Genomic DNA, 24014 nt, shown 5'->3' with positions numbered 1-24014 from the left:
TAGGGGAAAGTGTATCCCCATAACTTTTGCGCATCATAGGAATTTACAGGCTTAGTTTGTAACTGAATTGTTGAACTATTGTCAAATCAGATAATTAAAATTGTATCAATTGTGAAAATCGTGAGTAGGATCACTGTTCCACCTAAAATATACCAAAGAGTTTGTAGGGGAATTGTAATCAGAATGTGATCCTCCTATACTCCAGGCAGGTCTCCGGAACACCCTGACACCAGGAGCCACCCAGCGTTTACTACCGCGTCAATTAACACTGGATGTTGCTTTTTTGGTGACGGTTAAAGTCTGCCACGCGTTGTGATTAGACTCCGCCTCAGGTCCGGAGGAAGCAAAATAAAAAAGAGCTGTGTGGGCAAAACCGTGAAAAAACAAAGACCTGTCAACTTGGATCTCTCGACGATCCGGTTTCCCGTTACTGCAATATCGTCCATTCTTCACCGCGTCTCCGGCGTAATCACATTGGTTGCCATTGGCATCCTGCTGTGGCTGCTCGGTCTCTCTCTCTCCTCTCCTGAAGGTTTCCAGCACGCTGCGTCCATCATGGATGGCTTCTTCGCGAAGTTCATTATGTGGGGCATCTTAACGGCGCTGGCCTATCACGCGGTGAGCGGGATTCGTCATATGTTGATGGATTTTGGTTATCTGGCCGAAACGCTGCAGGTTGGTAAGCGTTCCGCTCATATGACTTTTGTGATCACTGTCGTGCTGGCAATTCTGGCGGGAGTCCTCGTATGGTAAGCAATGCATCCGCATTGGGTCGCAACGGCATTCAGGACTGGCTGCTGCTGCGGGCAACTGCAATTCTCATTACGCTCTACATCGTCTACATCCTCGGTTTCGTGGTGATGACAGACACGCTGACTTATGACCTGTGGCGTGGCTTCTTCGCTTCCGCATTCACCAAAGTGTTCACGCTGCTGACGCTGTTCTCCATTCTGATCCACGGCTGGATTGGCATGTGGCAGGTGTTAACAGACTACGTTAAATCACTGCCAACCCGCTTGTTGTTGCAGTTTGTGATTGTCGTGGCGCTGTTGTGGTATGCGATTTATGGATTTGTTGTGGTGTGGGGTGTGTAAATGAGTTTGCCAATCAGAGAGTTCGATGCCGTGGTAATCGGCGCAGGTGGCGCAGGAATGCGAGCCGCACTGCAAATCTCCCAGGGCGGCCAGAGCTGTGCCCTGTTATCTAAAGTTTTCCCGACCCGTTCCCACACCGTATCTGCGCAGGGTGGTATTACCGTTGCGCTGGGTAATACCCATGAAGATAACTGGGAATGGCACATGTACGACACCGTCAAAGGTTCCGACTATATCGGCGACCAGGACGCGATTGAATATATGTGTAAAACCGGACCGGAAGCGATTCTGGAACTGGAACACATGGGTCTGCCTTTCTCGCGTCTGGAAGATGGTCGTGTCTATCAGCGTCCGTTTGGTGGCCAGTCAAAGAATTTCGGTGGCGAGCAGGCGGCGCGTACGGCGGCTGCGGCTGACCGTACCGGTCACGCATTGCTGCACACCCTTTATCAGCAGAACCTGAAAAACAAAACCACTATCTTCTCTGAGTGGTATGCACTGGATCTGGTGAAAAACGCCGATGGCGCAGTCGTGGGTTGTACCGCTATCTGCATCGAAACCGGCGAAACCGTTTATTTCAAAGCGAAAGCGACCATTCTGGCCACCGGCGGCGCGGGCCGTATCTACCAGTCCACCACCAATGCACACATCAACACCGGTGACGGCGTAGGTATGGCACTGCGTGCGGGCGTACCGGTGCAGGATATGGAGATGTGGCAGTTCCACCCAACCGGTATCGCCGGTGCGGGCGTGCTGGTCACCGAGGGCTGCCGTGGTGAAGGCGGCTATCTGCTGAACAAACATGGCGAACGCTTCATGGAGCGTTATGCGCCGAACGCCAAAGATCTGGCGGGCCGCGACGTGGTGGCGCGCTCAATGATGATTGAAATCCGTGAAGGTCGCGGCTGTGATGGCCCGTGGGGTCCACATCTCAAACTGAAACTGGATCATCTGGGTAAAGAGGTGCTTGAGTCACGTCTGCCTGGCATCCTTGAGCTGTCACGCACCTTTGCGCACGCCGATCCGATTAAAGAGCCGATTCCGGTCATTCCGACCTGCCACTACATGATGGGCGGCATTCCGACCAAAGTGACCGGCCAGGCACTGCGCGTCAATGAGCAGGGCGAAGATGTAGTGATTCCTGGCCTGTTCGCCGTCGGTGAAATCGCCTGTGTATCGGTGCATGGTGCCAACCGTCTGGGCGGTAACTCACTGCTCGACCTGGTGGTCTTTGGCCGTGCAGCGGGTCTGCATCTGCTGGCGAGTATTCAGGAGCAGGGCGACCTGCGTGATGCCACAGAAGATGAGATCGCCGGGGCGATGGCGCGTTTCAACCGCTGGGAAAACAACACCACGGGTGAAGATCCGGTTGAGATTCGTAAAGCGCTGCAACGCTGCATGCAGAATAACTTCTCGGTATTCCGTGAAGGCGAAGCGATGGCACAGGGTCTGGAAGAGCTGAAAGAGATTCGCCAGCGCCTGAAGTCAGCGCGTCTGGATGACCGCTCACCGGATTTCAACACCCAGCGTATTGAGTGCCTGGAGCTGGATAACCTGATGGAGACGGCCTTTGCCACGGCGGTAGCGGCTAACTATCGCACCGAAAGCCGCGGTGCGCACAGTCGCTTCGACTTCCCGGATCGTGATGATGAAAACTGGCTGTGCCACAGTCTTTATGTCCCGGAAACCGAAAGCATGACGCGCCGTGAGGTGAACATGCAGCCGAAACTGCGCGCGGCCTTCCCGCCGAAAGTGCGTACCTACTAATTTCGGAGACGATCATGAGACTCGAGTTTTCAATTTATCGCTACAATCCGGACGTCGATGACAAACCGCGCATGCAGGATTACACCCTGGAAGCGGAAGATGGTCGCGACATGATGCTGCTGGACGCACTGATTCGCCTGAAAGAGAAAGATCCGACCCTGGCGTTTCGTCGCTCCTGTCGTGAAGGCGTCTGCGGTTCCGATGGCCTGAACATGAACGGTAAAAACGGACTGGCCTGCATTACGCCCGTCTCGGCGCTGGGCAACGGCAAACAGAAAATTGTTATCCGTCCGCTGCCAGGTTTACCGGTGGTGCGTGACCTGGTTGTAGACATGAGCCAGTTTTATGCACAGTATGAGAAAATTAAGCCTTTCCTGTTGAATAATGGGGAAAATCCGCCAGCTCGTGAACATCTGCAGTCGCCGGATGAGCGTGAACACCTGGATGGCCTGTACGAATGTATACTCTGTGCCTGCTGCTCAACCTCATGCCCATCATTCTGGTGGAATCCTGAGAAGTTCATCGGTCCTGCTGGCCTGCTGGCCGCGTACCGCTTCCTGATTGACAGCCGCGACACCGAAACCGAGGCGCGTCTCGACAATCTGAATGATGCTTTCAGCGTATTCCGCTGCCATAGCATCATGAACTGTGTGAGCGTATGTCCGAAAGGGCTGAACCCGACGCGCGCCATCGGCCATATCAAGTCGATGCTGCTGCAGCGCGGCGCATAAGCAGTTTCTGCCGGGAACCTCAGGTTCCCGGTGTTTTACGGAAGCCTCTGTAAGCGCGGTGATTACCACGTTTACAAAGGTTCCCTTACGGGCCACGCGCGCTGCGCAAAGTGCTCGTATCGCTGAACTCACTACGGCAAACCGCGAAAGCGGCAACAAATGAAACCTCAAAAAAGCATAGCAATGCTTAAGGGATCACAATGCAGAACAGCGCGATGAAGCCCTGGCTGGACTCTTCCTGGCTGGCCGGCGCGAATCAGTCTTACATAGAGCAGCTCTATGAGGATTTCCTGACCGATCCTGACTCTGTCGATGCAGTGTGGCGCTCGATGTTCCAGCAGTTACCGGGCACCGGAATGAAACCTGAGCAGTTTCACTCCACCACACGTGAGTACTTCCGTCGCCTGGCGAAAGACGCATCTCGTTACACCTCATCTGTCTCCGATCCTGAAACCAACTCCAAGCAAGTAAAAGTGCTGCAGCTGATTAACGCGTTTCGTTTCCGCGGTCATCAGCACGCCAATCTTGACCCGCTTGGTCTGTGGAAACAGGACCGGGTAGCCGATCTCGATCCCGCTTTTCACGATCTGACCGAGGCCGATTTTCAGGAAAGCTTTAACGTCGGCTCTTTTGCCATTGGCAAAGAGACCATGAAGCTGGCCGAACTGTTCGAGGCGCTGACTCAGACTTACTGCGGCTCGATCGGTGCAGAATATATGCACATCAACAACACTGATGAGAAACGCTGGATTCAGCAGCGCCTTGAGTCAGTCGCGGGCCGTGCAGCCTTCAGCAATGAAGAGAAAAAAGGTTTCCTGAAAGAGCTGACCGCGGCCGAAGGGCTGGAAAAATATCTCGGAGCGAAATTCCCGGGTGCCAAACGCTTCTCGCTGGAAGGCGGCGATGCACTGGTTCCGATGCTGCGCGAAATGATCCGTCATGCCGGTAAGAGCGGAACCCGTGAAGTCGTATTGGGTATGGCGCACCGTGGCCGTCTCAACGTGCTGATCAACGTGCTGGGTAAAAAGCCACAGGATCTGTTCGACGAGTTCGCCGGTAAGCACAAAGAGCATCTGGGCACCGGTGACGTGAAGTACCACATGGGCTTCTCGTCTGACGTGGAAACCGAAGGCGGCCTGGTTCACCTGGCGCTGGCGTTTAACCCGTCGCACCTGGAGATCGTCAGCCCGGTAGTCATGGGTTCAGTACGTGCCCGTCTGGATCGTCTGGATGAGCCAGCCAGCAATAAAGTCTTACCGATCACCATTCATGGTGATGCGGCCGTGATTGGCCAGGGCGTGGTTCAGGAAACTCTGAACATGTCACAGGCGCGCGGTTATGAAGTGGGCGGTACCGTTCGCATCGTCATCAACAACCAGGTTGGCTTCACCACATCCAACCCGAAAGATGCGCGTTCTACCCCTTACTGCACCGATATCGGCAAAATGGTGCTGGCACCGATTTTCCACGTCAATGCTGACGATCCGGAAGCGGTCGCGTTTGTGACCCGTCTGGCGCTCGACTATCGCAACACCTTTAAGCGTGATGTGTTTATCGATCTGGTCTGCTATCGCCGTCATGGTCACAACGAGGCGGATGAGCCAAGTGCGACCCAGCCGCTGATGTACCAGAAAATCAAAAAACACCCGACGCCGCGTAAAATCTATGCCGACCGTCTGGAAGGTGAAGCCATTGCCACGCAGGAAGATGCGACCGAAATGGTCAATCTCTACCGTGACGCGCTGGATGCGGGTGAGTGCGTGGTGCCGGAATGGCGTCCAATGAGTCTGCACTCCTTTACCTGGTCACCTTACCTGAATCATGAGTGGGATGAACCTTACCCGGCTCAGGTCGACATGAAACGTCTGAAGGAGCTGGCGCTGCGTATCAGCCAGGTGCCTGAAGAGGTGGAAGTGCAGTCGCGTGTTGCCAAAATTTACAACGACCGTCGCCTGATGGCTGAAGGCGAGAAAGCCTTTGACTGGGGCGGCGCGGAAAACCTGGCATATGCCACGCTGGTTGATGAAGGCATTCCGGTGCGTCTGTCGGGTGAAGATACCGGTCGCGGAACCTTCTTCCATCGTCACGCGGTAGTCCATAACCAGGCGAACGGCTCAACCTATACCCCTCTGCACCACGTGCACAGCGGACAGGGTCAGTTCAAAGTGTGGGACTCCGTGCTGTCAGAAGAGGCGGTGCTGGCCTTTGAATATGGTTATGCCACCGCAGAGCCGCGCATCCTGACCATCTGGGAAGCGCAGTTTGGTGACTTCGCCAACGGCGCACAGGTTGTTATCGACCAGTTCATCAGCTCCGGTGAGCAGAAATGGGGCCGGATGTGTGGCCTGGTGATGCTGCTGCCGCACGGTTATGAAGGTCAGGGGCCAGAGCACTCCTCTGCGCGCCTGGAGCGTTATCTGCAACTCTGCGCTGAGCAGAACATGCAGGTCTGCGTGCCGTCTACCCCTGCGCAGGTTTACCATATGCTGCGTCGTCAGGCGCTGCGCGGTATGCGCCGTCCGCTGATTGTGATGTCGCCGAAATCACTGCTGCGTCATCCGCTGGCTATCTCCACGCTGGATGAACTGGCTAATGGCAGCTTCCAGCCTGCGATTGGCGAAGTCGATGATCTGGATCCGCAGGGCGTGAAACGCGTCGTGCTGTGCTCCGGTAAAGTCTATTACGACCTGCTGGAGCAGCGTCGTAAAAATGAGCAGACCGATGTGGCTATCGTGCGCATCGAGCAGCTCTATCCGTTCCCGCATCACGCGGTACAGGAAGCATTAAAAGCGTATGCTCACGTGCAGGATTTTGTCTGGTGTCAGGAAGAGCCACTGAATCAGGGCGCCTGGTATTGCAGTCAGCATCATTTCCGTGAAGTTGTGCCGTTTGGTGCCACCTTACGTTATGCAGGCCGCCCGGCATCCGCCTCACCGGCCGTGGGTTACATGTCCGTACACCAACAACAGCAGCAAGACCTGGTTAATGACGCGCTGAACGTTAATTAATTAAAAGGAAAGATAATGAGTAGCGTAGATATTCTCGTTCCCGACCTGCCTGAATCGGTTGCCGATGCCTCTGTGGCAACCTGGCATAAAAAACCAGGCGATGCAGTCACTCGCGATGAAGTGCTGGTCGAAATCGAAACTGACAAAGTTGTACTGGAAGTGCCAGCCTCTGCGGACGGTATCCTGGAAGCCGTTCTGGAAGAAGAGGGCGCCACCGTCACTTCCCGCCAGATCCTGGGTCGTCTGAAAGAGGGCAACAGCGCCGGTAAAGAGAGCAGCGCGAAGTCTGAAAGCAAAGAGTCTACCCCGGCTCAGCGTCAGACTGCGTCACTGGAAGAAGAGAGCAACGATGCGCTCAGCCCGGCTATCCGCCGTCTGATTGCAGAGCACAATCTTGATGCCTCGCAGATCAAAGGCAGCGGTGTCGGCGGTCGTCTGACCCGTGAAGATGTTGAAAAACATCTGGCCAACAAACCGCAGGCTGCCAAAGCCGCTGCGCCAGCTGCTGATGCGGCCGCCGCGCAGCAGCCAGTGGCTAACCGCAGCGAAAAACGCGTGCCGATGACCCGTCTGCGTAAGCGTGTTGCCGAGCGTCTGCTGGAAGCGAAGAACAGCACCGCGATGCTGACCACCTTCAACGAAATCAACATGAAGCCCATCATGGATCTGCGTAAGCAGTATGGTGAGGCCTTCGAGAAGCGTCACGGTGTACGTCTGGGCTTTATGTCCTTCTACATCAAAGCGGTTGTTGAAGCGCTGAAACGCTATCCGGAAGTGAATGCTTCTATCGATGGTGAAGATGTGGTTTACCACAACTACTTCGACGTCAGCATTGCGGTCTCTACGCCACGTGGTCTGGTTACACCGGTCCTGCGTGATGTTGATGCGCTGAGCATGGCGGACATCGAGAAGAAAATCAAAGAGCTGGCAGTGAAAGGCCGTGACGGCAAGCTGACAGTTGAGGATCTGACCGGCGGTAACTTTACCATTACCAACGGCGGCGTCTTTGGTTCACTGATGTCCACCCCGATCATCAACCCACCGCAGAGCGCCATCCTGGGCATGCACGCCATCAAAGATCGCCCGATGGCGGTCAATGGTCAGGTTGTGGTGCTGCCGATGATGTATCTGGCGCTCTCCTACGACCACCGTCTGATCGATGGCCGTGAATCAGTTGGTTATCTGGTTGCAGTGAAAGAGATGCTGGAAGATCCGGCGCGCCTGCTGCTGGATGTCTGATTTTCACCGGGCGCGCCTTGCCGCGCGCCCAACCTCATTACTCTTTTCAGACCTGAATGGATAGAACATCATGAACTTACACGAATACCAGGCGAAACAACTGTTTGCACGGTATGGCATGCCGGCACCAACGGGTTACGCCTGTACTACACCACGTGAAGCGGAAGAAGCAGCCTCTAAAATTGGCGCAGGCCCGTGGGTAGTTAAATGTCAGGTTCATGCCGGTGGCCGCGGTAAAGCGGGCGGTGTGAAAGTGGTTAACAGCAAAGAAGAGATTCGTGCTTTTGCTGAAAACTGGCTGGGCAAACGCCTGGTTACCTATCAGACAGACGCAAACGGCCAGCCGGTAAACCAGATTCTGGTTGAAGCGGCGACCGATATCGATCAGGAGCTCTATCTGGGCGCTGTGGTCGATCGCGCAACACGTCGCGTAATTTTCATGGCCTCAACTGAAGGCGGCGTGGAAATTGAAAAAGTGGCGGAAGAGACCCCGCACCTGATCCACAAAATGGCGCTGGATCCACTGACTGGCCCGCAGCCTTATCAGGGCCGTGAGCTGGCGTTCAAACTTGGCCTGACCGGCAAGCTGGTTGGCCAGTTCACCAAGATCTTCATGGGCCTGGCGACACTGTTCCTGGAGCGCGATCTGGCGATGGTTGAGATCAACCCGCTGGTGATCACCAAACAGGGCGACCTGATCTGCCTGGATGGCAAACTGGGTGCCGATGGCAATGCCCTGTTCCGTCAGCCAGAGCTGCGCGAAATGCGCGATCCAAGCCAGGAAGATCCGCGTGAAGCCCATGCGACACAGTGGGAACTGAACTATGTTGCGCTGGAAGGCAACATCGGTTGTATGGTTAACGGCGCAGGTCTGGCGATGGGCACCATGGACATCGTTAAACACCACGGCGGTCAACCGGCCAACTTCCTTGATGTCGGCGGCGGCGCAACCAAAGAGCGCGTGACCGAAGCCTTTAAAATCATCCTGTCTGACGATGCGGTTAAAGCCGTATTCGTTAACATCTTCGGCGGCATCGTACGCTGCGACCTGATTGCCGACGGCATCATCGGCGCAGTCGCTGAAGTGGGTGTGAACGTGCCAGTTGTGGTACGTCTGGAAGGTAACAACGCCGAGCTGGGCGCCCAGAAACTGGCGGACAGCGGTCTGAACATCATTGCAGCAACCAGCCTGACAGACGCCGCACAGCGTGTTGTTGCTGCCGCGGAGGGTAAATAATGTCCATTCTGATCGACAAAAACACCAAAGTCATTTGCCAGGGTTTCACCGGTGGCCAGGGGACTTTCCATTCTGAGCAGGCGCTGGCATACGGCACCCAACTGGTTGGCGGCGTGACGCCAGGCAAAGGTGGCACGACCCATCTCGGCCTGCCGGTGTTCAACACCGTTCGCGAAGCGGTAGAAGCAACCGGCGCGACCGCCACTGTGATCTACGTTCCGGCTCCTTTCTGTAAAGATGGCATCCTGGAAGCAATCGACGCGGGCATCAAACTGATCATCACCATCACCGAAGGCATCCCGACCCTGGATATGCTGACCGTGAAAGTGAAGCTGGATGAAGCAGGCGTGCGGATGATCGGTCCAAACTGCCCAGGCGTTATCACCCCAGGCGAATGTAAAATCGGCATCATGCCGGGCCACATTCACCAGCCGGGCCGCGTCGGTATCGTGTCACGTTCAGGCACCCTGACCTATGAAGCGGTTAAGCAGACCACGGATATCGGCTACGGCCAGTCAACCTGCGTTGGCATCGGTGGTGACCCGATCCCAGGCTCTAACTTCATCGACATCCTGAAAATGTTCCAGGATGATCCACAGACTGAAGTTATCGTGATGATCGGTGAGATCGGCGGTAGCGCAGAAGAAGAAGCTGCAGCCTTCATTAAAGAGCACGTGACCAAGCCGGTTGTAGGCTACATTGCTGGCGTCACCGCGCCAAAAGGCAAGCGTATGGGCCATGCTGGCGCCATCATTGCCGGTGGTAAAGGTACAGCAGATGAGAAATTTGCTGCGCTGGAAGCGGCAGGCGTGAAAACTGTCCGCAGCCTGGCGGATATCGGTGACGCAGTTAAAGCCGTATTACCTGCTAAATAAGTCAGCGTCATCTGAGACTAAGCCACCTTCGGGTGGCTTTTTTTATGCCTGTAAATGAGAGCTATAACGCAGGAAGCTAAAGAGAAGAGTGCGCGGTTAAATAACCGGTCTGCGGCTCATCACGTTAAGGAAAAGTGTCAAAGGTAAATTATTTCTTCGCGCTTTATTTCATTACTGACATCTCATTAACAAGAAACCTACCTGACTCTATCTGGAAACTTAATGCGTTAATCCAGATCAATTAATCGCGACTTATATCCAACTATATCTCTGGCAAAGCGCAACGCTAAGGGCGTAAATTGCGCTGCATCAATCCAGCCTTTTACACAAATTTTCAAACGTCTGCTCAACCCGGGATAACACCCGCTTTCCTCCTGTTAAAGCACGCGTTAACGAAAGCGCTGATTGACAATTTTCTGAGCTGCTTCATTCGCTACTCGCCTGTTCGGGCAGCTCACAGACCTGTTCTGCGGGTAATAAAAAACTGGAATCAATAAACAGTCGTTGCTGACTCTGATTGCGTTCGATCTGTTCGCGCGCGTGACGGAGACAAAGCGAGGAGCAAGGAGTCCTTATGTTAGATATCGTCGAGCTGTCGCGGTTACAGTTTGCCTTAACGGCGATGTACCATTTTCTGTTCGTCCCTTTAACGCTGGGTATGGCGTTCTTGCTGGCGATCATGGAAACGGTATATGTCCTGAGCGGCAAACAAATCTATAAAGATATGACGAAGTTCTGGGGCAAGTTATTCGGTATTAACTTTGCGCTGGGTGTCGCCACCGGCCTGACCATGGAATTTCAGTTCGGGACTAACTGGTCATATTACTCTCACTACGTTGGCGATATCTTCGGCGCGCCGCTCGCCATCGAAGGTCTGATGGCGTTCTTCCTGGAATCCACCTTTGTTGGCCTGTTCTTTTTTGGCTGGGATCGCCTGGGCAAAGTGCAGCACCTCGCCGTCACCTGGCTGGTGGCGCTAGGCTCAAACATGTCGGCGCTGTGGATTCTGGTGGCTAACGGCTGGATGCAGAATCCGATCGCCTCTGAGTTCAACTTCGAAACCATGCGCATGGAGATGGTCAGCTTCTCAGAGCTGGTGCTGAACCCGGTCGCGCAGGTGAAATTCGTTCACACCGTGGCAGCCGGTTACACCACCGGTGCAATGTTTATTATGGGCATCAGCGCCTGGTACATGCTGAAAGGTCGTGACTTCGCCTTTGCTAAACGCTCGTTCGCTATCGCAGCCAGCTTTGGCATGGCGGCGGTGCTGTCAGTCATCGTTCTTGGCGATGAGTCAGGTTACGAAATGGGTGACGTGCAGAAAACCAAACTGGCCGCTATCGAAGCGGAGTGGGAAACCCAGCCGGCACCGGCGTCGTTTACCCTGTTTGGCCTGCCCGATCAGGCAACTCAGGAGAACCGATACGCAGTACAGATCCCCTGGCTGCTGGGCCTGATCGCCACCCGATCTACCGATACGCCGGTAACCGGCCTGAAAGATCTGATGGCACAGCATGAAGTGCGCATCCGCAACGGCATGAAAGCCTATGCCCTGCTGAATGAGCTGCGCGGTGGCAGCCAGGATCCGGCGGTGCGTGACGCGTTCAACAGTCACAAACAGGATCTCGGCTACGGTCTGCTGCTGAAGCGTTATACCGACAACGTGGCTGATGCAACCGAAGCGCAGATTAAACAGGCGACGCAGGACTCTATCCCGCGTGTCGCCCCGCTCTATTTTGCCTTCCGCATCATGGTGCTGTGTGGCGTACTGCTGCTGGGCATTATCGCGCTGGCGTTCTGGAGCGTACTGCGTAACCGCATCGGCAAAAATCGCTGGTTACTGAAAGCGGCGCTGTTTGGTATTCCGCTGCCGTGGATCGCTATCGAATCAGGCTGGTTTGTGGCGGAGTATGGTCGTCAGCCCTGGGCTATCGGTGAAGTTCTGCCGACTGCGGTAGCCAACTCCTCCCTGACCGTTGGCGATCTGCTGTTCTCCATGATCCTGATCTGCGGACTCTACACAATGTTCCTGGTGGCTGAGATGTACCTGATGTTCAAATTCGCCCGCCTTGGGCCGAGCAGCCTGAAAACCGGGCGTTATCATCATGAGCAGATCACGGCAATCACCCAGCCGGTACAGGGATAAGGAGAGCGACTATGTTTGATTATGAAGTTCTGCGCTTTGTCTGGTGGCTGTTGATTGGCGTGCTGCTGATTGGCTTTGCCGTCGCAGATGGTTTTGATATGGGTGTCGGGATGCTGACACGCATTCTGGGCCGGAATGATACTGAACGTCGTATCATGATTAACAGTATCGCCCCACACTGGGACGGTAACCAGGTCTGGCTGATCACCGCAGGTGGCGCGCTGTTTGCCGCCTGGCCGATGGTTTACGCGGCAGCCTTCTCTGGCTTCTACGTGGCGATGATTCTGGTGCTCGCGTCGCTGTTCTTCCGTCCGGTTGGCTTCGATTACCGTTCGAAGATTGAAGACAATCGCTGGCGCGGTGCCTGGGATTGGGGGATTTTCATTGGCAGCTTCGTGCCGCCGCTGGTGATCGGCGTAGCGTTTGGCAACCTGTTACAGGGCGTGCCGTTCCATGCCGATGAGTATCTGCGCCTGTTCTATACCGGTAACTTCTTCCAGCTGCTGAATCCGTTTGGTCTGCTGGCAGGTGTGGTCAGTGTGGCGATGATTCTGGCGCAGGGTGCAACCTATCTGCAGATGCGCACTACCGGCGAACTGCATCTGCGTTCACGCACCGCAGCACAACTTGCCGCCCTGGTGATGATGGTCTGCTTTATCCTGGCGGGCGTCTGGGTGAAATATGGTATCGATGGTTATGTGGTGACCAGCACCATGGATCACTTCGCTGCTTCTAACCCACTGGGCAAAACCGTGGTGCGCGAAGCGGGTGCCTGGATGGTCAACTTCCAGAACCATCCTGTGCTGTGGCTGTTCCCGCTGCTGGGCGCTGTGCTGCCGCTGCTGACCATACTCTGCTCGCGGGTTGAGAAGGGCGCCTGGGCGTTCCTGTTCTCCTCACTGACGCTGGCCTGCGTCATCATGACAGCCGGCATTGCAATGTTCCCGTTCATCATGCCATCCAGCACGGTGCCGGGTATGAGCCTGACCATGTGGGACGCAACGTCCAGCCTGCTGACGCTGCAAACCATGACCGTTGCCGCCGCTATCTTTGTGCCGATCATTCTGGCCTACACCACCTGGTGCTACTGGAAGATGTTTGGTCGTATCACCAAAGAGCATATTGAAAGCAACAGTCACTCACTCTATTAATTAAGGAGACGTCGCATGTGGTATTTTGCCTGGATTCTCGGCACGTTGCTGGCCTGTGCCTTTGGTATCGTGACCGCGCTGGCGATTGAGCACATTGAAGCGCAGGATGAGCCTCACTGATGCGAACGCTAATTCGGATGCTGTATGATCTGATGGATAAGGGCCCGTTACGGGCCCTTTCACTGCTGCTGGCGCTGCTGACCGCAGGCGGCGTGATGTGGGATCCGACACGCTTTGCCAATCAGGCAGGCCAGTTACCGGCTCTGCAGGGGCTGGTGCTGATCTGGGCGGTCTGCAGTGGGGTAATCCACGGTGTGGGCTTCCGGCCAAAGCAAACCCGATGGCAGGCGCTGTTTGCCCCGTTACCCGCCATGCTGGTGCTATTTATTGCGCTTTACCGTTTTTATCTTTAAGACCCCGCCTCATCGGCGCTGTCAGTGAATTTTTGTCAGCGTCTGGTCAATTAATCTCCCTGAAATCGTTCCGTTTGTTACGGAGCGATAATTATTTTCGCCTGGCTCTGACGAGCCATTCCCAACCCCAATTCTCTTGCGTATAGTAACAACGTTTAAAACGAGGCCGGGATGTAGAGTGAGTACAACGCTGTTTCGCTGGCCGGTTCGGGTCTACTACGAAGATACTGATGCCGGTGGTGTGGTTTATCACGCCAGCTATATCGCTTTTTATGAACGAGCACGTACTGAAATGTTGCGACAGCACCATTTCAATCAGCAGACGCTGTTAGAACAGCAGATCGCTTTTGTGGTACGGCGTATATCGGTGGACTATCTGGCGGCGGCGCGTCTTGATGACCTTCTGGAGATCCAGAGCGAGGTCACATCAATGACACGGGCTACCATGACGTTCACTCAGCGTATCGTGAATACTGAAGGCAAAGTGCTCAATGAGGCAGAAGTCCTGATTGCCTGCATTAACCCACATCTAATGAAGCCGATTGCGCTTCCCAAGTCTATTGTCGCGGAGTTCAAGCAGTGACTGACATGAACATTCTTGATTTGTTCCTGAAGGCGAGCCTTCTGGTCAAACTTATCATGTTGATTTTGATCGGCTTTTCTATTGCCTCCTGGGCCATCATTATTCAGCGCACACGTATTCTGAATGCGGCGGGAAGAGAAGCGGAGGCGTTTGAAGACAAATTCTGGTCCGGCATCGAACTCTCGCGCCTCTATCAGGAGAGCCAGGAGCGCCGGGAAGAACTGGGCGGTTCGGAGCAGATTTTCTATTCCGGCTTTAAAGAGTTCGCCCGCCTGCATCGCGCCAACAGCCATGCGCCGGAAGCGGTCATTGATGGTGCGAGCCGTGCGATGCGCATCTCGATGAACCGTGAGCTGGAAGCGCTGGAAAACCACATTCCATTCCTCGGCACCGTCGGTTCTATCAGCCCTTATATCGGACTGTTCGGCACCGTCTGGGGGATCATGCACGCCTTTATCGCACTGGGTGCCGTGAAGCAGGCAACCCTGCAGATGGTTGCACCGGGTATCGCTGAAGCGTTGATTGCGACCGCTATCGGTCTGTTTGCCGCGATTCCGGCGGTGATGGCGTACAACCGTCTGAACCAGCGCGTGAACAAACTGGAGCAGGGCTACGACAACTTCATGGAAGAGTTCACTGCCATTCTGCATCGCCAGGCTTTCTCCAGCGATAGCGCTAAGTAAATAGAGGTTAATGATGGCCAGAGTACGTGGTCGCAAACGCCGCGACCTGAAGTCGGAAATCAACATCGTTCCGCTACTGGACGTCCTGTTGGTGCTGTTGCTGATCTTCATGGCAACGGCGCCCATTATTACCCAGAGCGTGGAAGTGGATCTGCCTGATGCGACCGATTCGAAAACCGTTGCCAGCGATGATAATCCGCCGGTGATTGTCGAAGTAGCGGGCGTGGGTCAGTACAGCCTGGTCGTGGATCACGATCGTATGGATCAACTTCCACCAGAGCAGGTCATCAGCGAAGCGCAGCGTCGACTGGAAGCGAATCCTAAGACGGTCTTTTTGATCGGGGGCGCGAAAGAGGTGCCTTACGATGAAATTATTAAAGCGCTCAACCTGCTGCACCAGGCGGGTGTTAAATCTGTCGGTTTGATGACGCAGCCGATTTAAAATCGAACCGTTTTTTGGGAACCGAGTGTGTCGAAGGCAACCGAGCAAAACGAGAAGTTAAAGCGCGCGATAATCATTTCGGTGATTCTGCATATCGTGCTGATCGCGCTGCTGATTTGGAGCTCGTTTAATGAGCACATTGACGCCAGCAGTGCGGGTGGCGGAGGCAGTGATATTGATGCAGTGATGGTCGATCCCGGTGCCGTCGTGAGTCAATACAATCGTCAGCAGAACCAGCAAAGTGACAGCCAGCGGGCTGAGCAGCAGCGTAAAAAGCAGGCGCAGCAGCAGGCTGAAGAGCTGCAACAGAAACAGGCTGCTGAACAGCAGCGTCTGAAAGCGCTGGAAAAAGAGCGTTTAGCCGCGCAGGAAACCGCGAAAGAAGAGGCGAAACAGCAGGCTGAGCAGCAGAAAGCTGCCGAAGACGCTGCTAAGCAGGCGCAGGAGCAGCAAAAAACGGCGGAAGCGGCGGCTACCAAAGCCAAAGCGGATGCAAAAGCTCAGGCAGATGCGCAGGCAAAAGCCGCGGCTGAGCAGGCGAAACAGGCCGCAGCCGAAGCAAAGAAGCAGGCTGATCAGCAGGCGAAAGCCGCCGCTGCCGCTGCTGCAAAAGAGAAAGCCGTTGCGGAAGCGAAGGCGAAATCTGAAGCAGATGCAAAAGCCGCGGCTGAGGCCAAAGTGAAAGCGGCGGCGGATGCCAAAGCCAAAGCGGCTGAAGAGGCTAAAGAAAAAGCAGCTGAGGCCAAAGCAAAAGCCGCAGAGGCAGCGAAAGAGAAAGCCGCAGAAGCCGCAAAAGAGAAAGCGGAAGCAGCTAAAGAGGCCGCCAAAGAGAAGGCGGAAGTTGCCGCGAAAGCGAAAGCCGATGCCGCGGCGAAAGCCAAAGCCGATGCTGCCGCAAAGGCCAAAGCGGATGCTAAAGCCAAAGCCGCCGCCGATGCGGCCAACGACAGCGATGTCGATGATTTGCTGGGTGGACTCGCTTCCGGTAAAAATGCACCGAAAAGCGGCACCTCTGGCGGCGCAGCAGGGCAGGGAAACCAGAAGAAAGCGGGTGCATCAGGCGCGGAAATCAACTCCTACATGGGTCAGGTTGTGAGTGCGATTCAGAGCCGATTCTATGATGCGGATCTGTATCGCGGAAAAACCTGTGATTTGCGGATTAAACTTGCGCCTGATGGCTTGTTGATTGATGTTAAGTCAGAGGGTGGCGATCCCGCGCTCTGTCAGGCCGCGATTGCTGCCGCAAAACAGGCACGTATTCCGAAGCCGCCTTCGCAGGCGGTCTACGAAGTGTTTAAAAACGCCCCAATGCGTTTTAAACCGCAATAATGCAGTAACGGGCGGCAAGTTGATCTATGTTTAGCGTGCCGTACTTAAGTTGTACTCGTGGTTTCCAGGAACAGTGCCAATTATCGTGGACTGAGGTTCAGATAAGGGAGATAAAATGAAGCAAGCTCTTCGCGTTACGTTAGGCTTTTTTATCCTGCTGTGGGCAGCCATGCTGCATGCAGAAGTTCGAATTGAGATCACCCAGGGTGTCAACACTGCGCGCCCGATTGGCGTGGTGCCGTTTAAATGGGCCGGTGCTGGCGCAGCGCCGGAAGATATCGGCGGCATCGTTGCAGCTGACCTGCGCAACAGTGGCAAATTTAATCCACTGGATCGCTCGCGTCTGCCACAGCAGCCTGCCAGCGCGCAGGAAGTTCAGCCTGCCGCGTGGAGTGCACTCGGCATTGATGCCGTGGTCGTCGGTCAGGTCGCGTCTAACCCGGATGGCAGCTATCAGGTTTCGTACCAGTTGGTCGACACCGGCGGTGCTCCCGGTACCGTGCTGGCTCAAAACAGTTATAAAGTGACGAAGCAGTGGCTGCGTTATGCCGCTCATACGGCCAGTGACGAAACGTTCCTGAAGCTGACCGGCATCAAGGGCGCTTTCCGTACCCGTATCGCCTATGTGGTGCAGACCAACGGCGGCCAGTTCCCGTATGAGCTGCGCGTTGCTGACTACGATGGTTACAACCAGTTTGTTGTGCACCGTTCACCACAGCCGCTGATGTCGCCAGCCTGGTCTCCGGATGGCAGCAAAGTCGCTTACGTGACCTTTGAAAGCGGCAAATCTGCGCTGGTGGTACAGACGCTGTCGAACGGTGCTATCCGTCAGATCGCCTCCTATCCACGTCACAACGGTGCCCCAGCGTTCTCGCCGGATGGCTCTAAACTGGCGTTCGCGCTCTCTAAAACCGGCAGCCTGAACCTCTATGTGATGGATCTGGCCTCAGGTCAGACGCGTCAGATTACCGATGGTCGCTATAACAGCACCGAACCAACCTGGTTCCCGGACAGCCAGACGCTGGCTTACACCTCCGATCAGGCTGGTGCTCCACAAATCTACAAAGTCGGACTTAACGGTGGCGCGCCACAACGTATTACCTGGGAAGGCGGTCAGAACCAGGATTCGGATGTTGCGACAGATGGTAAGTCTATGGTGATGATTAGCACCAACGGTGGTGCTCAACACGTCGCCAAACAGGATCTGGAAACGGGAGCCGTTCAAACGTTAACGGACACGTTCCTGGATGAAACGCCGAGCCTGGCACCCAATGGCACAATGGTAATCTACAGCTCTACTCAGGGTATGGGTTCCGTGTTGCAGTTGGTTTCTACCGACGGCCGTTTCAAAGCGCGTCTTCCGGCAACTGATGGACAGGTAAAATTTCCTGCCTGGTCGCCGTATCTGTAATGTCTGACAGTTCAGACATCACAAACAATAAACAATAATGGGATTTTGAAATGCAACTGAACAAAGTGCTGAAGGGTTTGATGCTGGCTCTGCCGGTTCTGGCAGTAGCGGCTTGTAGCTCACACAAGAACAACAACAATGACCAGACTGGCATGGGCGCTGATGGCGGCGCTTACGGTGCAAATTCTGGCATGAACGGCAACGGCGGCAACATGTCTTCTGACGAGCAGGCTCGTCTGCAGATGCAGCAGCTGCAGCAGAACAACATCGTGTACTTCGGCCTGGACAAGTATGACGTTCAGTCTGATTACGCACAGATGCTGGATCAGCATGCAACCTTCCTGCGCAGCAACCCGTCATACAAAGTGACCATCGAAGGTCATGCGGATGAGCGCGGTACGCCGGAATACAACATCGCCCTGGGCGAACGTCGTGCTAACGCGGTTAAAATGTACCTGCAGGGCAAAGGCGTGTCGGCTGATCAGATGTCTATCGTATCTTACGGTAAAGAGAAGCCAGCCGTTCTGGGTCATGACGAAGCAGCGTATTCTAAAAACCGTCGTGCCGTTCTGGTCTACTAAGAGAATCACATGGTTAGTAACTTCAGACATCACCTGTTGAGTCTGTCGTTACTGATTGGCGTAGCGGCCCCCTGGGCCGCTAATGCCCAAGCGTCAATCAGTAGCGTTGGCTCCGGCTCGGTCGAAGACCGTGTCACCACTCTTGAACGAATTTCTAATGCCCAGGCTCAGCTGATGCAGCAATTGCAGCAGCAGATGAGCGATAACCAGCGTGATATCGATGCGCTGCGTGGGCAAATCCAGCAAAACACGTATCAGTTGAATCAGGTGGTTGAGCGGCAGAAGCAGCTTTACCAGCAGATTGACAGCCTGAGCAGTGCCAGCACCAGCGGCGGTCAGCAGGCAGCGGGCAGTAATGCCGCAGCGGATACCGGCGCAGCAGCAACCGCAGGCGCGGCAGCATCAACGGATAGCGCACCTGCTCAGACCGGTGACGCTAACAGCGATTACAATGCGGCTGTGGCGCTGATTCTGGAGAAGAAACAGTATGATCAGGCGATTAGCGCGCTCCAGGCGTGGGTAAAACGTTACCCGGATTCGACCTATCAGCCGAACGCCAATTACTGGCTGGGACAGCTGAACTATAACAAAGGCAAAAAGGACGACGCGGCTTACTATTACGCCACGGTAGTGAAAAACTATCCGAAGTCGCCGAAAGCTGCAGAAGCGTTGTTGAAAGTGGGCGTCATCATGCAGGAGAAAAAAGACACAGCGAAAGCTAAAGCGGTCTTCCAGCAGGTGATCAAACTTTATCCAGACACCGAATCTGCTAAGCAGGCGCAAAAACGTCTGACCAGTCTGTAATCTGTACGGTTCAGGCCAGATATCGTGTGATTTCTGGTCTTGCCGTATGAAAGGTAAGCAACTGAAGCATTTAGCAGAAATAAGAGTTGCGCTACCCCGCTAAATCAGTAATATATGCCGCCGTTGCCGGGACACATTGCAAAGTGTCTGGTAAGCCTGAAGATGGGTCGTTAGCTCAGTTGGTAGAGCAGTTGACTTTTAATCAATTGGTCGCAGGTTCGAATCCTGCACGACCCACCATCTTCCTCAGACGCGCTTTTACCGCGCAGTTTTAAGAAGAACACTTCAGCATTGCTTCACAACCTAAGATGGGTCGTTAGCTCAGTTGGTAGAGCAGTTGACTTTTAATCAATTGGTCGCAGGTTCGAATCCTGCACGACCCACCATCTTATCTCAGCCGCCTGGCGTGTTGAACGGTTGTAAGCCCCCAGCGGGTCGTTAGCTCAGTTGGTAGAGCAGTTGACTTTTAATCAATTGGTCGCAGGTTCGAATCCTGCACGACCCACCAATTAAGAAAAAAGCGCCCTCAGGGCGCTTTTTTTGTTTATGCGGCACGGCGTTCCCCGTGCAGGGTGAGAACCTGCAGCAGGTTCGACTGAATCGCCAGGCGATTCAGGCTGATGCGACAGCATCACCCGAAGGGCGAGGCCCCGGATGGGCCGAGGCAATCCTGCACGACCCACCAATTAAGAAAAAAGCGCCCTCAGGGCGCTTTTTTTGTTTCTGCGGTATCTGATTACTTTTTCAAAGCAAAACGTGATTGGTTTTTGAAGTTGTGAGCAAACTCCGGCCCGTTCCGCTGTGAGATCGAGCCTGCGCAGAGAACAGGGTCAGATCGGAAAGACGCCAAAGCCAATCCATGACATGCTCGGCCCGCGCGATTACGCACCTCATCCCTGAGGTGCGCCCGTAGCCGGGCCAACGCGTTGCGTTGTTCAAAAACGCTCCCGGCGTTTTTGTCCCAGGCGCGGGACGCTTTCCTCTTCTGACCCTGTTCCCTGCGCGTTGAGCTTTTTCGTTGCGGTCAGATTCAGTCGGGTGCGAGTTTGTAAGCAGTCTGGAAGAGGCTCTGCATTTTTAGTTTCTGCGATACCGACTATGCAGGTCAGGGCAGACTATCTGCATCCTTACATCAACCGTCACGGCTTTTTCTTTGCCTTTGCCACTGCCAGGCTCTCCCAGATATGCATCACTGCATAGCTGCGCCAGGGACGCCACGACTGCGATCGCGCCTCCGCTTCTTTCGATGACATGCCGCCCAGGTTATTCCGGATGGCAATATCCTCTTTGGGAAAGGCATCCGGCCAGCGCAGGGCGCGCATCGCGATGTAGTGCGCGGTCCAGGGACCAATACCCGGCAGGCTGACCAGTTTTTTGATGACCTCGTCTGGCGCCTGAGCGGCACTGAGACGCAAATCTCCGCTGGCGCAGGCATTTGCAAAGGCGATGATGGCGCGGGAGCGGGCGGCACTGACAATCCCCATCGGCGCGACATCGTCTACCGTCAGTCCGGCGATGCGTTCAGGATGGGCGGTGTAGCGGGTCAGATCGGCGAACGGCGTCTCACAGGGTTCGCCAAAGGCGGCGGCAAAACGGCTGCTGACCGTGGTGGCCGCTTTGACCGTCACCTGCTGGCCGATAATGGCGCGCACGCCCAGCTCAAAGGCGTCGAATGCGCCAGGCACACGCAGACCCGGATGCGAGATCAGGCTGGGTGCCAGCAGTGGGTCCTGCGCCAGACAGGCGGCGATACGCTGCGGCTGTGCGTCGAGATCGAACAGATCGCGCAGACGGCGCAGCAGCAGAGGCAGAACCGGCGTCAGCGAGGTGGAGAGCGTCACCTGCAACGCATTCTTTTGCGGCAGATGCGAAACAGAAACCCAGCCCCGGCAGCGACCCAGCACCACAGTGCGTCGCCAGCTGCCATCTTCCACCGCCTCGACCTCTTTCATCAGATGCGTCTGCAAAAACCAGAGCATCGCCGCCCAGTCGTAGGGAGGGCGATAGGCCAGCCGCAGCGTCACGCGGTCGCCGGGCTGCGCGCACTGAGTGCCCGTATCGTCCCTGCGCAGCGCGCCTGGCGTCATGCGGTAACGCGCCTGGAAGACATCATTAAAGCGCCGCAGGCTGCCAAAGCCGCTGGCATAGGCAACGTCAATAATCGGCAGCCGGGTTTCGGTCAGCAGCTGTTTAGCCAGCAGCATGCGCCGCGTCTGCTTCAGTTCCAGCGGCGAGACACCCAGCTCCTGCTGCACGATACGGCGCAGCTGACGCAGGCTGATACCGAATTCAGCGGCAATCGCCTCCAGTCCTTCACGTTCCTCCAGCATGCCTTCCTCGATACGCTGAACCAGCCGCTCTGCCACACGATGCGGCTGATCAACCGGCGCATTACCGGGTGCCAGTTCGGGCCGACAGCGCAGGCAGGGGCGAAAGCGGGCTTTCTCCGCCGCTTCGGCGCTGCTGAAGAAAAGGCAGTTCTTCTGCATCGGCGCTTTGACCGGGCAGACCGGACGACAATAGATACCGGTTGAGGTCACGCCAACAAAGAAAACGCCGTCAAAGCGGGTATCACGAGAGGTCAGCGCCTGATAGGCAATGTCGGGATCGAGCATGGCAGTTCTCCGGTAAATAAGCGCAGCCTACACCGGTGAATCCCGGCAGACTGGCTGTTTTCGGACAGCACAACAGTTTATCGCCATGACCGAAAACAGCCAGTCAGGCTGATGAAAAGTGCGATAATAGGCGACAGAACCGTGACGGGAGAATCACCATGTACTACTTCAAACCGATAGTCACCCCGGTGGGTGAACTGAAACTGGTCGCCAGCGATAGCGGCCTGGCGGGTATTTTGTGGGAAAACGACGATCCAAAACGCACCCGGTTTTTGCCGCAAACGCGCGATGACGATCATCCCATTCTGATCGAAACTGAGCGTCAGCTCAGCGAATACTTCACCGGTGCTCGTCGCTGCTTTGAGCTGACGCTCGATTTTGTCGGCACTGAGTTTCAGAAAAAAGTCTGGCAGGCGCTGGTGGCTATCCCGTTTGGTGAGACGCGCAGCTACAGCCAGATTGCGCGGGAGATCGGCCATCCGCTGGCGGTGCGTGCCGTCGGGGCGGCCAATGGGCGTAATCCGCTCTCAATTGTCGCACCGTGCCACCGCGTGATTGGAGCCAACGGCAAGCTGACCGGCTTTGCGGGCGGACTGGATATCAAAGCCTTTCTGCTGGCACTGGAAGCGCCGCAAAAACCGCTGGTACTGGCAGATGAAACGCAGCCCGGCAGGGTCGGCGCTGTGATGCAGACAGAATAAATATCGCACGACACAGCCAGGCTTTTCCGCTATCTTGTTTAGCATATAAAACACGATGGCGGATTCTACGCCATAAGTCGCCGGAACAGGCGATTTTCGTTAATTAGACAAAACGAGAGCTGTGTCATGAGTGTGATGTTCGATCCAGAAAGCGCCGTTTATCCCTTTCCGCCCAAACCCGCTCGCCTGAGTGACGACGAGAAGGCGTTCTACCGTGAGAAAATTAAAGCGCTGCTGAAGGCGCGAAACGCGGTGATGGTGGCGCACTACTACACCGATCCGGAAATTCAGGCGCTGGCAGAAGAGACAGGCGGCTGCGTTTCCGACTCGCTGGAGATGGCACGCTTTGGCAGCAACCATTCGGCGACGACACTGCTGGTGGCGGGCGTGCGCTTTATGGGGGAAACCGCCAAAATCCTCAGCCCGGAGAAAACCGTACTGATGCCGACGCTGCAGGCGGAGTGCTCACTGGATCTCGGCTGCCCGATTGAAGAGTTTAACGCCTTTTGCGACGCCCATCCCGATCGCACCGTGGTGGTCTACGCCAATACCTCGGCGGCGGTAAAAGCGCGGGCCGACTGGGTGGTGACTTCTAGCATTGCGGTCGAGTTGATTGAGCACCTCGACAGTCTGGGCGAAAAAATTATCTGGGCGCCGGATCGCCATCTTGGCCGCTACGTTACCCAAAAATCGGGCGCGGACGTGCTCTGCTGGCAGGGCGCGTGCATTGTGCACGACGAGTTCAAAACCCAGGCGCTGCAGCGTATGAAAGCGCTCTATCCCGACGCGGCAGTGCTGGTGCATCCTGAGTCACCGCAGGCGATTGTCGATCTGGCCGATGCGGTCGGCTCGACCAGCCAGCTGATTCAGGCCGCCAAATCCCTGCCACATCCGCAGATGATTGTGGCGACCGATCGCGGCATCTTCTACAAAATGCAGCAGGCGGTGCCGGATAAAGAGCTGCTTGAAGCGCCGACCGCCGGTGAAGGTGCCACCTGCCGCAGCTGTGCTCACTGTCCCTGGATGGCGATGAACGGCCTTAAAGCCATCGCAGAGGCGCTGGAGTCGGGTGGGGTGGAACATGAAATTCAGGTGGATGAGACGCTGCGTGAGGCGGCGTTACTGCCGCTTAATCGCATGCTATCCTTTGCAGCGGAACTTAAACTCAACGTGAAGGGAAACGCGTAAGCGTTTTCCGGACAGG

At 55.5% G+C, this 24014-nt stretch carries 22 protein-coding genes, 3 tRNA genes and 1 other RNA gene; 25 read left to right on the top strand and 1 reads right to left on the bottom strand.

Going from position 1 to position 24014, the window contains the following annotated elements; all coding sequences use genetic code 11:
* The first annotated feature begins 363 nt into the window (after positions 1–363).
* From sdhC to ACVKSX_RS07320, 23 genes are all read left to right on the top strand, one after another.
* Positions 364–753 (top strand): succinate dehydrogenase cytochrome b556 subunit, encoded by a 390-nt coding sequence (gene sdhC / locus ACVKSX_RS07430; RefSeq protein ID WP_029519433.1) that lies wholly within the window; start codon positions 364–366, stop codon positions 751–753.
* Positions 747–1094, top strand: coding sequence for a succinate dehydrogenase membrane anchor subunit (gene sdhD, locus ACVKSX_RS07425; protein WP_009091417.1), 348 nt, complete (start codon positions 747–749; stop codon positions 1092–1094). Before sdhC ends, sdhD begins: the two co-directional genes overlap by 7 nt.
* Positions 1095–2861, top strand: coding sequence for a succinate dehydrogenase flavoprotein subunit (gene sdhA / locus ACVKSX_RS07420; protein WP_022626042.1), 1767 nt, complete (start codon positions 1095–1097; stop codon positions 2859–2861). It abuts the gene before it with no gap.
* A 14-nt stretch (positions 2862–2875) separates the two neighbouring features.
* The gene (locus tag ACVKSX_RS07415; protein WP_010260736.1) at positions 2876–3592 is read left to right on the top strand and encodes a succinate dehydrogenase iron-sulfur subunit; all 717 of its coding nucleotides are present in this window, start codon (positions 2876–2878) and stop codon (positions 3590–3592) included.
* Positions 3593–3792: 200 nt separating this feature from the next.
* Positions 3793–6600 (top strand): 2-oxoglutarate dehydrogenase E1 component, encoded by a 2808-nt coding sequence (sucA, locus tag ACVKSX_RS07410; protein WP_010260738.1) that lies wholly within the window; start codon positions 3793–3795, stop codon positions 6598–6600.
* Between the two features lie 15 nt (positions 6601–6615).
* Entirely contained in the window at positions 6616–7839 is a 1224-nt protein-coding gene (gene odhB, locus ACVKSX_RS07405) for a 2-oxoglutarate dehydrogenase complex dihydrolipoyllysine-residue succinyltransferase (protein ID WP_010260740.1), read from the top strand.
* A 70-nt stretch (positions 7840–7909) separates the two neighbouring features.
* Positions 7910–9076 (top strand): ADP-forming succinate--CoA ligase subunit beta, encoded by a 1167-nt coding sequence (sucC, locus tag ACVKSX_RS07400; RefSeq protein WP_003853151.1) that lies wholly within the window; start codon positions 7910–7912, stop codon positions 9074–9076.
* Entirely contained in the window at positions 9076–9951 is an 876-nt protein-coding gene (sucD, locus tag ACVKSX_RS07395) for a succinate--CoA ligase subunit alpha (RefSeq protein WP_010260744.1), read from the top strand. Before sucC ends, sucD begins: the two co-directional genes overlap by 1 nt.
* A 574-nt stretch (positions 9952–10525) precedes the next feature.
* On the top strand, positions 10526–12097 hold the full coding sequence (gene cydA / locus ACVKSX_RS07390) for a cytochrome ubiquinol oxidase subunit I (protein WP_010260749.1): 1572 nt from the start codon (positions 10526–10528) through the stop codon (positions 12095–12097).
* 11 nt (positions 12098–12108) lie between these two features.
* Complete coding sequence (gene cydB / locus ACVKSX_RS07385) at positions 12109–13248, top strand: cytochrome d ubiquinol oxidase subunit II (RefSeq protein ID WP_022626041.1); 1140 nt, start codon at positions 12109–12111, stop codon at positions 13246–13248.
* A 15-nt stretch (positions 13249–13263) separates the two neighbouring features.
* Positions 13264–13368: a cytochrome bd-I oxidase subunit CydX gene (gene cydX / locus ACVKSX_RS07380; RefSeq protein ID WP_010260755.1), complete on the top strand. Its 105-nt coding sequence runs from the start codon at positions 13264–13266 to the stop codon at positions 13366–13368.
* Entirely contained in the window at positions 13368–13661 is a 294-nt protein-coding gene (gene ybgE, locus ACVKSX_RS07375) for a cyd operon protein YbgE (protein WP_022626040.1), read from the top strand. Before cydX ends, ybgE begins: the two co-directional genes overlap by 1 nt.
* Before the next feature lie 178 nt (positions 13662–13839).
* Positions 13840–14244: a tol-pal system-associated acyl-CoA thioesterase gene (gene ybgC / locus ACVKSX_RS07370; protein WP_010260759.1), complete on the top strand. Its 405-nt coding sequence runs from the start codon at positions 13840–13842 to the stop codon at positions 14242–14244.
* Positions 14241–14927, top strand: a complete 687-nt coding sequence (gene tolQ, locus ACVKSX_RS07365) for a Tol-Pal system protein TolQ (protein ID WP_010260762.1) — start codon at positions 14241–14243, stop codon at positions 14925–14927. Before ybgC ends, tolQ begins: the two co-directional genes overlap by 4 nt.
* A gap of 13 nt (positions 14928–14940) precedes the next feature.
* A complete protein-coding gene (tolR, locus tag ACVKSX_RS07360) occupies positions 14941–15369 on the top strand; it encodes a colicin uptake protein TolR (RefSeq protein ID WP_010260764.1) in 429 nt (142 codons plus the stop codon).
* 27 nt (positions 15370–15396) lie between these two features.
* Positions 15397–16698: a cell envelope integrity protein TolA gene (gene tolA, locus ACVKSX_RS07355; RefSeq protein ID WP_354438510.1), complete on the top strand. Its 1302-nt coding sequence runs from the start codon at positions 15397–15399 to the stop codon at positions 16696–16698.
* 115 nt (positions 16699–16813) lie between these two features.
* Positions 16814–18109 (top strand): Tol-Pal system beta propeller repeat protein TolB, encoded by a 1296-nt coding sequence (tolB, locus tag ACVKSX_RS07350; protein WP_163637347.1) that lies wholly within the window; start codon positions 16814–16816, stop codon positions 18107–18109.
* Positions 18110–18159: 50 nt separating this feature from the next.
* A complete protein-coding gene (gene pal, locus ACVKSX_RS07345; protein WP_010260771.1) occupies positions 18160–18690 on the top strand; it encodes a peptidoglycan-associated lipoprotein Pal in 531 nt (176 codons plus the stop codon).
* A 9-nt stretch (positions 18691–18699) separates the two neighbouring features.
* Positions 18700–19494, top strand: coding sequence for a cell division protein CpoB (gene cpoB, locus ACVKSX_RS07340; protein ID WP_010260773.1), 795 nt, complete (start codon positions 18700–18702; stop codon positions 19492–19494).
* 164 nt (positions 19495–19658) lie between these two features.
* A tRNA-Lys gene (locus ACVKSX_RS07335) sits at positions 19659–19734 on the top strand.
* Positions 19735–19804: 70 nt separating this feature from the next.
* Positions 19805–19880, top strand: a tRNA-Lys gene (locus tag ACVKSX_RS07330).
* Positions 19881–19926: 46 nt separating this feature from the next.
* Positions 19927–20002, top strand: a tRNA-Lys gene (locus ACVKSX_RS07325).
* Positions 20003–20045: 43 nt separating this feature from the next.
* Positions 20046–20179: non-coding RNA, RtT sRNA (locus ACVKSX_RS07320), on the top strand.
* A gap of 454 nt (positions 20180–20633) precedes the next feature.
* Here the strand turns inward: ACVKSX_RS07320 and ACVKSX_RS07315 are convergent.
* Positions 20634–22109, bottom strand: a complete 1476-nt coding sequence (locus ACVKSX_RS07315) for an AlkA N-terminal domain-containing protein (protein WP_022626036.1) — start codon at positions 22107–22109, stop codon at positions 20634–20636.
* A gap of 158 nt (positions 22110–22267) precedes the next feature.
* On the opposite strand from ACVKSX_RS07315, the gene ACVKSX_RS07310 reads away from it, so the two are divergent.
* A complete protein-coding gene (locus ACVKSX_RS07310) occupies positions 22268–22810 on the top strand; it encodes a methylated-DNA--[protein]-cysteine S-methyltransferase (RefSeq protein WP_346441175.1) in 543 nt (180 codons plus the stop codon).
* A gap of 126 nt (positions 22811–22936) precedes the next feature.
* On the top strand, positions 22937–23998 hold the full coding sequence (nadA, locus tag ACVKSX_RS07305) for a quinolinate synthase NadA (RefSeq protein ID WP_022626034.1): 1062 nt from the start codon (positions 22937–22939) through the stop codon (positions 23996–23998).
* Positions 23999–24014: the final 16 nt, after the last annotated feature.

It is taken from the genome of Pantoea sp. PvP021 (genome assembly GCF_054056055.1).
The sequence above is the reverse complement of the archived record's forward strand: the minus strand, read 5'-3'. Positions and strand labels throughout refer to the sequence as shown.

Excerpts from the sequence above, each read along its gene's own strand:
- ACVKSX_RS07310 (WP_346441175.1), top strand. The coding sequence starts at position 22,268 with ATGTACTACTTCAAACCGATAGTCACCCCGGTGGGTGAACTGAAACTG.
- cpoB (WP_010260773.1), top strand. The coding sequence starts at position 18,700 with ATGGTTAGTAACTTCAGACATCACCTGTTGAGTCTGTCGTTACTGATT.
- cydX (WP_010260755.1), top strand. The coding sequence starts at position 13,264 with ATGTGGTATTTTGCCTGGATTCTCGGCACGTTGCTGGCCTGTGCCTTT.
- ybgE (WP_022626040.1), top strand. The coding sequence starts at position 13,368 with ATGCGAACGCTAATTCGGATGCTGTATGATCTGATGGATAAGGGCCCG.
- sdhD (WP_009091417.1), top strand. The coding sequence starts at position 747 with ATGGTAAGCAATGCATCCGCATTGGGTCGCAACGGCATTCAGGACTGG.
- tolR (WP_010260764.1), top strand. The coding sequence starts at position 14,941 with ATGGCCAGAGTACGTGGTCGCAAACGCCGCGACCTGAAGTCGGAAATC.
- nadA (WP_022626034.1), top strand. The coding sequence starts at position 22,937 with ATGAGTGTGATGTTCGATCCAGAAAGCGCCGTTTATCCCTTTCCGCCC.
- sucC (WP_003853151.1), top strand. The coding sequence starts at position 7,910 with ATGAACTTACACGAATACCAGGCGAAACAACTGTTTGCACGGTATGGC.
- sucD (WP_010260744.1), top strand. The coding sequence starts at position 9,076 with ATGTCCATTCTGATCGACAAAAACACCAAAGTCATTTGCCAGGGTTTC.
- ACVKSX_RS07415 (WP_010260736.1), top strand. The coding sequence starts at position 2,876 with ATGAGACTCGAGTTTTCAATTTATCGCTACAATCCGGACGTCGATGAC.
- pal (WP_010260771.1), top strand. The coding sequence starts at position 18,160 with ATGCAACTGAACAAAGTGCTGAAGGGTTTGATGCTGGCTCTGCCGGTT.
- ACVKSX_RS07315 (WP_022626036.1), bottom strand. The coding sequence starts at position 22,109 with ATGCTCGATCCCGACATTGCCTATCAGGCGCTGACCTCTCGTGATACC.
- sdhA (WP_022626042.1), top strand. The coding sequence starts at position 1,095 with ATGAGTTTGCCAATCAGAGAGTTCGATGCCGTGGTAATCGGCGCAGGT.
- tolB (WP_163637347.1), top strand. The coding sequence starts at position 16,814 with ATGAAGCAAGCTCTTCGCGTTACGTTAGGCTTTTTTATCCTGCTGTGG.
- sucA (WP_010260738.1), top strand. The coding sequence starts at position 3,793 with ATGCAGAACAGCGCGATGAAGCCCTGGCTGGACTCTTCCTGGCTGGCC.
- cydB (WP_022626041.1), top strand. The coding sequence starts at position 12,109 with ATGTTTGATTATGAAGTTCTGCGCTTTGTCTGGTGGCTGTTGATTGGC.
- cydA (WP_010260749.1), top strand. The coding sequence starts at position 10,526 with ATGTTAGATATCGTCGAGCTGTCGCGGTTACAGTTTGCCTTAACGGCG.
- odhB (WP_010260740.1), top strand. The coding sequence starts at position 6,616 with ATGAGTAGCGTAGATATTCTCGTTCCCGACCTGCCTGAATCGGTTGCC.